The sequence below is a fragment of the Roseateles sp. genome, from assembly GCF_036404855.1.
In the GTDB taxonomy this organism is placed as follows: Bacteria; Pseudomonadota; Gammaproteobacteria; order Burkholderiales; family Burkholderiaceae_C; genus Pelomonas.
This window is the reverse complement of sequence record NZ_DASWYS010000387.1, coordinates 1-7,700: the sequence shown is the minus strand read 5'-3', so window position 1 is coordinate 7,700 and position 7,700 is coordinate 1. Positions and strand designations below refer to the sequence as shown.

General features: G+C 65.0%; 8 protein-coding genes. 1 reads left to right on the top strand and 7 read right to left on the bottom strand.

The genetic code is table 11. The features are described 5' to 3' along the window. The 6 genes from VGF12_RS26085 to kdpF all read right to left on the bottom strand — a co-directional run. The coding region (locus tag VGF12_RS26085) for a CorA family divalent cation transporter (RefSeq protein WP_331178969.1) at positions 1–405 on the bottom strand (405 nt) is incomplete at its 3' end. Between the two features lie 19 nt (positions 406–424). After that, positions 425–1,252 (bottom strand): TorF family putative porin, encoded by an 828-nt coding sequence (locus tag VGF12_RS26080; protein ID WP_331178968.1) that lies wholly within the window; start codon positions 1,250–1,252, stop codon positions 425–427. Between the two features lie 136 nt (positions 1,253–1,388). Further along, positions 1,389–1,964, bottom strand: a complete 576-nt coding sequence (gene kdpC / locus VGF12_RS26075) for a potassium-transporting ATPase subunit KdpC (protein WP_331178967.1) — start codon at positions 1,962–1,964, stop codon at positions 1,389–1,391. An 11-nt stretch (positions 1,965–1,975) separates the two neighbouring features. After that, positions 1,976–4,063 (bottom strand): potassium-transporting ATPase subunit KdpB, encoded by a 2,088-nt coding sequence (gene kdpB / locus VGF12_RS26070; protein ID WP_331178966.1) that lies wholly within the window; start codon positions 4,061–4,063, stop codon positions 1,976–1,978. Between the two features lie 6 nt (positions 4,064–4,069). Then, positions 4,070–5,866, bottom strand: a complete 1,797-nt coding sequence (kdpA, locus tag VGF12_RS26065; RefSeq protein WP_331178965.1) for a potassium-transporting ATPase subunit KdpA — start codon at positions 5,864–5,866, stop codon at positions 4,070–4,072. 1 nt (position 5,867) lies between these two features. Continuing rightward, entirely contained in the window at positions 5,868–5,957 is a 90-nt protein-coding gene (kdpF, locus tag VGF12_RS26060) for a K(+)-transporting ATPase subunit F (RefSeq protein ID WP_331178964.1), read from the bottom strand. Positions 5,958–6,430: 473 nt separating this feature from the next. On the opposite strand from kdpF, the gene VGF12_RS26055 reads away from it, so the two are divergent. Continuing rightward, positions 6,431–6,781 carry a hypothetical protein gene (locus VGF12_RS26055; protein ID WP_331178963.1) on the top strand — a complete coding sequence of 117 codons (351 nt, stop codon included), beginning with the start codon at positions 6,431–6,433 and terminating at the stop codon, positions 6,779–6,781. A 525-nt stretch (positions 6,782–7,306) separates the two neighbouring features. On the opposite strand, the gene VGF12_RS26050 is transcribed toward VGF12_RS26055, so the two are convergent. Beyond that, a partial coding sequence (locus VGF12_RS26050) for a hypothetical protein (protein WP_331178962.1) occupies positions 7,307–7,700 on the bottom strand: 394 nt, incomplete at its 5' end.

Here is a 7,700-nt window from a genome sequence, read left to right as displayed (position 1 = left end):
GCGCAGCAGCTCGGGCTCGCGCTCGCAGCGCTCGCGCACGCCCAGCAAATGCGTCTTGCTGCCACGCCGCACCGAAAGCACGAAGTTCCTGCCGCAGAACACCGCGACTTCGCCGACGCTCAGGTCACCCGCCACCCAGTCGACGAGCTGGATGACGGCAAACACCGTGCTTCCGTACTCCTCGACCTTGGGCCGCTGATGCCCATGGCTTGCATCCTCGACGGCCAGCTCATGCAGCTCGAGAAGCCTCCTGTACGGCCCCAGCTCGGCAGCGTCGGCGTCCCTCAGAGCCACCCAGACGAAGCAGTCCGGGCGCACCAGGTAGCTCGCCAGCTCCTCAGGATCGTCGGGCGAGAGGTCGGTGAGCTTGACGCCCGCCGCATAGGCTGCGCAGTTGATCAGCATCGCCCCGCCCGAATCGACTTCAGAACGTCTTGCCAATGGTCAGGACAAAGCCCGTGGTGCCCAGGCGCTTGGGGTTCTGGCCGGCGGCGTTGGCGGCCTGGTAGAAGTCGCGCTTGGCGTCCGTGCCGATCGCCGCGCCGGTCACGACCAGCCCGTACATCTCCTTGGACAGGGACAGCTTGAAATCGGTGTACGACAGATCGCTGTAGCGCTTCACGGCCATGTGGCCCACGTGGGTGCCCAGCGTGACGCCAGAGCCCAGGTCGAAGTTGTAGTTCAGGTCAAGGTATGCGCTGCCCTTGGAGCTGCCTGCCGGCTTGAGGGCGCTGAAGTAGGCATAGCCGGCCGTCGTGCTGTTCAGGCCGAAGTAGTCCGTGGCCGCGACGGACAGCTTTGCGCTGAAGGCACCGGCGCTGATGCCCGCGTAGACGTCGACGTTGGTGTACTTCTCGCCGGTCGCCACACCGGGCGCGCTGTTCAGGCGTGCGCCAGGATAGAGGTAGGCCAGGGCACCGAGGTCCAGCGTGATGCCTTCCGCGACGGCGAACTTGTAGCCGCCGTAAAGGTCCCACTCCAGGCCGGCGCCGTTGTTGTAGCTGTTGCCGGAGACATTGGACAGCCAGGTGCCGAGGTAGGTGCCGCTGCTGTGCGAGTAGTCGAGGCCGCCCTGAATGGCAGGCAGCTTGTAGGTCTGGCTGATGCCGCGGAAGCGGTAGTCGCTGGCCAGCGTGAGGTTGCCCGTCAGCGTGTGTTCAGGGGTGGCGGCAGGCGCGGCCGCGGTTTGTGCACGGGCCGCACCGCTCAGCATGGTGGCGATGGAGATCAGGGTCAGAAGGTTCTTTTTCATGGGAGTCTCGAACTGCGGAAGGCAGAAGAAGAGGGGTGAGGAAGCTCTTCCGACCGCGCGCTGTGGCGCGGCCGAAAGACCTCGTCAGGGCGCGTCGGGCGCCCGCCGGGGGGTAGGGAGACTTGTGTGGGGCGCGTCAGGACTTGGCTTTGTCCAGCGCCAGGTTCAGCTTCAGCACGTTGACGCGCGGCTCGCCGAGCACGGCAAGGTCGCGGGCCTCGGTGTTGGCGTCGATCAGGCGCTGCACTTCCTGCATTGCCAGGTTGCGCTCACGGGCAACACGCGCCGCCTGGTAGCGGGCGGCGGCCATCGTGATGTGGGGATCCAGACCGCTGGCGGAGGCCGTCACCAGGTCGGCTGGCACCGGCGCGTTGTTGCCAGGGTCGGCGGCGCGAAGCGCCTCGACGCGACTCTTCACGGCGTCTTTCAGCGCGGGGTTCAACGGCCCCTGGTTGGAGCCTGAGGAGCCGCCAGCGTTGTTGGCCATCGGCCCCGTGGCCGACGGACGGCCCCAGAAGTACTTGGGTGACGTGAAGTTCTGGCCGACCAGTTCGGAACCGACCACCTTGCCGTCACGTTCGATGAGGCTGCCAGCAGCCTGCTTGGGGAACAGGCCCTGGCCGACGCCGGTGACGGCCAGCGGATAGAGCACGCCGGTCACGGCGCTGAGCAGCACGAACAGGGTCAGTGCGGGGCGGAGCATGGTCTTCATGGATGCTCTCCTTAGATGAGATGGGTGGCGACCAGCAGCAGGTCGATCGCCTTGATGCCGATGAACGGCACGATCAGGCCGCCGAGGCCGTAGATGGCCAGGTTGCGGCGCAGCAGCGCGGCGGCCCCGACGGCGCGGTAGGGCACGCCCTTGAGCGCCAGCGGGATCAGCGCCACGATGATCAATGCGTTGAAGATCACCGCCGACAGGATGGCCGAGCTGGGGCTGTGCAGGCCCATCACGTTGAGCGCGCCGAGCTGTGGGTACACGCCGACGAACATCGCCGGGATGATGGCGAAGTACTTGGCCACGTCGTTGGCGATGGAGAAGGTCGTCAGCGAGCCCCGCGTCATCAGCAGCTGCTTGCCGGTCTCCACCACCTCCAGCAGCTTGGTCGGGTTCGAGTCGAGGTCGACCATGTTGCCGGCCTCTTTCGCGGCCTGCGTGCCGGTGTTCATCGCGACGGCCACGTCGGCCTGGGCGAGCGCGGGGGCGTCGTTGGTGCCGTCGCCCGTCATCGCCACCAGGCGGCCCTCAGCTTGGTAGTCGCGGATCAGCTTGAGCTTGGCTTCCGGCGTCGCCTCGGCCAGGAAGTCATCGACGCCGGCTTCGGCTGCGATGGCGGCGGCCGTGAGCTTGTTGTCGCCGGTGATCATGACCGTCTTGATGCCCATGCGGCGAAGTTCGGCGAAACGCTCCTTGATGCCGCCCTTGACGATGTCCTTCAGTTCCACGGCGCCCATGACGCGCGCGCCGTCGCTGACGACCAGCGGCGTGCTGCCGCGGCGGGAGATCTCCTCGATCGCCTGGGTCACCTCGGTCGGGAACTTGCCGCCGAGCTCTTCGACATGGCGGCGCACGGCATCACCGGCGCCCTTGCGCACCTGACGCGCGCCGCCGTCGAGGTCGACGCCGCTCATGCGCGTCTGCGCCGTGAACGGCACGAAGTGGGCGTCCATCGTGCTCAGCTCGCGCTCACGCAGGCTGAACTTCTGCTTGGCCAGCACGACGATGCTGCGGCCTTCGGGCGTCTCGTCGGCCAGCGACGCGAGCTGGGCTGCATCGGCCAGTTGCTTCTCGGTGATACCGGGAGCGGGAACGAAGGTGCTGGCCTGTCGGTTGCCCAGCGTGATGGTGCCGGTCTTGTCCAGCATCAGCACGTCCACGTCGCCGGCGGCTTCGACCGCGCGGCCCGAAGTGGCGATGACGTTGGCCTGCATCATGCGGCTCATGCCGGCCACGCCGATGGCCGACAGCAGGCCACCGATGGTCGTCGGGATCAGGCAGACGAGCAGCGAGATCAGCGCGGTGATGGACACCACAGTGCCGGCGCCGGCTGCCTCGACGCTGAAGATGGAGTAAGGCAGCAGCGTCACGGTGACGACGAGGAAGACCAGCGTCAGCGCGACCAGCAGGATGGTCAGCGCGATCTCGTTGGGCGTCTTCTGGCGCTTGGCACCCTCGACCATCGCGATCATGCGATCCAGGAATGATTCGCCCGGATTGACGCCGATGCGCACCACCAGCCAGTCGGACAGCACGCGCGTGCCACCGGTCACCGACGAGAAGTCGCCACCGGATTCGCGGATCACCGGGGCCGATTCGCCGGTGATGGCGCTTTCGTCCACCGAGGCCACGCCTTCGATCACCTCGCCGTCCAGCGGGATCATGTCGCCGGCCTCGACCAGCACGACGACGCCCTTGCGCAGCTCGTCGGACTGCATCGGGTGCCATTGCGAGCCGTACTTGGGCTCGTGCAGCTTCTTGGCCCAGGTCTTGGCCTTCAAGCCGCGCAGCGAAGCCGCCTGGGCCTTGCTGCGGCCTTCGGCGATGGCCTCGGCGAAGTTGGCGAACAGCACGGTGAACCACAGCCACAGTGAGATGCCGAGCATGAAGGACGAACCTTCCGTGCCGGCCAACTCCGGCTTGGACAGGCTCGCGGCCCACAGGCCAGTGGTCAGGATGCTGCCGACGTAGACGACGAACATCACTGGGTTGCGCCACTGCACCTGCGGGCTCAACTTCTCGAAGGACGCCTTGATCGCTGGTTTGACCAGCATCGGATCAAGGAATGACAGTTTGAATTGGGTGGTTGTCATGATGGATCAGGCTCCCCACAGCATCAGGTGTTCGACCATCGGGCCGAGGGCCAGCGCAGGGACGTAGTTCAGCAGGCCGACCAGCAGCACCGTGCCGATCAGCAGCGCGATGAAGAGCGGGCCGTGCGTGGGCATAGTGCCCGGCCCCTGCGGGAGGCGCTTCTTGGCACCCAGGCTGCCGGCCATGGCCAGCACCGGCACGATGACGCCGAAACGGCCCATCCACATCACGATGCCCAGCAGCGTGTTGTAAAACGGCGTGTTGGCGGACAGGCCCGCAAATGCGGAGCCGTTGTTGTTGCCGGCCGAGGTCAGCGCATACAGGATCTCGGAGAATCCATGCGCGCCCGGGTTGGCGATGCCGGCCTTGCCGCCCGTTGCCATCACTGCGACTGCAGTGCCGATCAGGACGGCCAGCGGCGTGATGAGGATGGCGATGGACGTCATCTTCATTTCGTACGTCTCGATCTTCTTGCCCAGGTACTCCGGCGTGCGGCCGATCATCAGGCCGGCGATGAATACCGCCAGGATCGCAAAAACGAGCATGCCGTACAGGCCGGTCCCCACACCGCCGAACACCACTTCGCCCAGTTGCATCATCACCATGGGCACCATGCCGCCGATGGGCGTCAGCGAATCGTGCATCGCATTGACTGCGCCGCAGGAGGCCGCCGTCGTGATGACCGCAAACAGGCTGCTGGCATTGATGCCGAAGCGGGTTTCCTTGCCCTCCATGTTGCCGCCCGTCTGCAGCGCGCTCTGTACCTGGTCGACGCCGAGGGCGCTCAACTGCGGGTTGCCGGCTTGCTCCGCGCCCGTGCAGATGATCACTCCAGCGATGAACATCACGCTCATGGCGGACAGGATTGCGACGCCCTGCCGGGAGTCGCCCACCATGAAGCCGAAAGCGAAGCACAAGGACGCAGGGATCAGGAAGATCGACAGCATCTGCACGAAGTTGCTCAGCGGTGTCGGGTTCTCGTACGGGTGGGCTGAATTGGCGTTGAAGAAACCGCCCCCGTTGGTGCCCAGCATCTTGATTGCCTCCTGCGAAGCGACCGGGCCCATGGCGAGTTGCTGCGTAATCGTCGAGGCGTCCTCGGTGACGGGCGCCCCCTTCTCGTCCATCAGCGGTTGGCCATCGGTGTCAAGCTTGGGCGTCTGATAGGCATTGGCCTCCAGCGTCGTCACGTCCTTGTAGGCGTCGAAGTTCTGGATCACGCCCTGTCCGACCAGGAAGATCGCGGAGAGGAACGACAGCGGTACCAGCACCCACAGCGTCACCCGGGTCAGGTCGGCCCAGAAGTTGCCGACGGTGCTCTGCAGCTTGCCTGCAAAACCACGGATCAGCGCGAACACGACGGCAATGCCCGTCGCTGCGGATACGAAGTTCTGCACCGTCAGCGCGAGCATCTGGGTCAGGTAGCTCATGGTGCTTTCGCCACCATAGCCCTGCCAGTTGGTGTTGGTGACGAAGCTGATGGCCGTGTTGAACGCCGAATCTGACGAGACGCCGTCCATGCCTTGGGGATTCAGCGGCAGCACGCCTTGGAAGCGTTGCAGCGCATAAGCGGCCAGTACGCCAACAAAGTTGAACAGCAGCAGCGCGACGGCATAGCTCTTCCAGTGCATCCCCTCGTCAGGCCTAACACCGGCGATCTTGAAGAAGCCCCCCTCCACGACCTGCATCCACCGCGGCAAGCGGCCGTCGGCGATTCGATGCAGCCAGCGCGCTACTGGCCATGCAGCCACCAGCAAGACGACCATGAAGAGGCCAAGATTGATCCATCCGAGCTTGTCCATGTCAGAACTCCTCGGCGCGGAACATCGCGTACAGCAGGTAGGCAAACAGGCCCGCAGCGACCAGCCCGCAAATCCAGTACAGCACGGTCATTTTTTTCCGCCTTCCAGCTTGTGGCTGGCTATGGCCAGGCCGATGGCGAGGCCGAACAGCGCAAGGCTGAGCCCCAGGAAGATCAGGTCCATTTGGTCCTCGTTGCAAGAAGAGTTTCAATGGACGAAAGCGTAGTTTTGGCCGCATCAAGGTGGCGTAGAAGTTGCGGGTGCGGGTATCAAGAAACCGTAAAGGCGGGCCGTGCGTGCCATCGGAGTGAATCGATTCGGGAAGTGGCCTCGGCCCTGCATGCCAGCGGCGCTCAGCCTCACGCGAAGAGGCATCGCGAGGTTCCTGCGCTTCCCCGATAACACCGTGGTCCAGTTCGGCGCCTGCGTGCAAACCTGACGGCCGCAGATCAACCGCCGGTAGAACGACTGCGTGCTCCCCCTTGTGGGCGGCTTTACGAGACCTTGATATCGGCTGCCAAACTATTGACAACGTTTTGATGCTCGCCGGTGTGGAATTCAGTCGTGACAACGACGTTCTCCACCCCCACTACCAAGGCGACCGCAGTTGGTGCGCTGCGGCGACACCTCTCACCGACGCTGATCGTTGTGCTCAGCTCTGCTGCCGCCCTGGCCTACCCACTGGTCCGTTCAGGTTTGGCGCCGTGGGTGTTTCACGGCCGGACCAACGGCATCCTCGTCGTGTTCGACAGCAGGACGGCCGGCTCCATCCTGACCGTCCAAGCCTTCGGGAACGCCGGCCGCGTTCAGCGCAGCCAACATGCCGCCCCCGTCGTCTCCATTGCGCCGGCAACGCAGGCGCAGCCACCCCTCGGTACGGCTGTCTCGCTGGCGGGCCCTGCCGGGACGCACTGAGGCACGGAGATGGATTACCTTTATGCGCTGCTGGCGCTGGGCGCAGTTGCACTCCCGCTTGCGATCGTCTGGGGATTGATGGAGCTTCAAGTACGGCGTCGCACTCGCGCGATGCAAGCCAGACAACGCGCTCGTGCGAGGGTGAGATAGAGGCCCGTTGGTCGCCAGTTCTTATGGTCCGGCGGCACGCTTGGACAGCCGGCATGTCCACCGGCACTGCGTCCCCGGGAGGGTGGCGTTCAGAGTCACAGTGGATGCGTTGAGCGGAAAGCGGCCTACAAGTTGAAACGTGGGAGTCAGATGGCCGGTTGGAGCGCATCCACTTCCGCACGTCGTCGCGCAAGGCTGCGGAGCCTGAGCCCGATTCAGTTGTTGAGCCCGTAAAGCGGGCCGGTTGGGATCGCTCGCTCGGGCATACGGCCACTCGAAGCCACTCGACGCTGGCTGGGCGGGCTTTTGGGGGCAGTGCGGGTGAAGATCAGCGCGCCGCATGGACGGGGTTGAATCCGTCGCTGTAGGGGCCATTCAGCGTCCCAAGGCGATGACTTTCTCCACGATGCCTAGCACGCCAGCGACTGCGTCAATGACTTCGGCGACCTTCTTCAAGCGCTGAAGAGACTCGGCCAGTTGTCCCGTTGCGGCCTCGATGTCGGGCACTTCCTTCTCGAAGGCGGCTGACAAGCCGTTGAGCAGGGCGGAGCGCGCGCGCGAGATGGCGAGGTCCACCTTGTCGAGTTGCTGTTCCCACTCCGCCCGGCGCGGATCGGTCAGCTTGGGCTCGTTCGATACGAGGGCCAGGCTGATCTTCTCCAGGTCCGCTTTGATGAGCTGGAGCTGGGACAGGGCGTCCACAGTGGCACGGTCGATCTCCCCGCGGCGGGACTGCGGCTTGCGGGTGAGACCACCCTCGTCTTTCTTC

Bases quoted from the DNA above. Each gene is read 5' to 3' on its own strand.
- VGF12_RS26080 (WP_331178968.1), bottom strand. From the start codon at position 1,252: ATGAAAAAGAACCTTCTGACCCTGATCTCCATCGCCACCATGCTGAGC.
- kdpC (WP_331178967.1), bottom strand. From the start codon at position 1,964: ATGAAGACCATGCTCCGCCCCGCACTGACCCTGTTCGTGCTGCTCAGC.
- kdpB (WP_331178966.1), bottom strand. From the start codon at position 4,063: ATGACAACCACCCAATTCAAACTGTCATTCCTTGATCCGATGCTGGTC.
- kdpA (WP_331178965.1), bottom strand. From the start codon at position 5,866: ATGGACAAGCTCGGATGGATCAATCTTGGCCTCTTCATGGTCGTCTTG.
- kdpF (WP_331178964.1), bottom strand. From the start codon at position 5,957: ATGACCGTGCTGTACTGGATTTGCGGGCTGGTCGCTGCGGGCCTGTTT.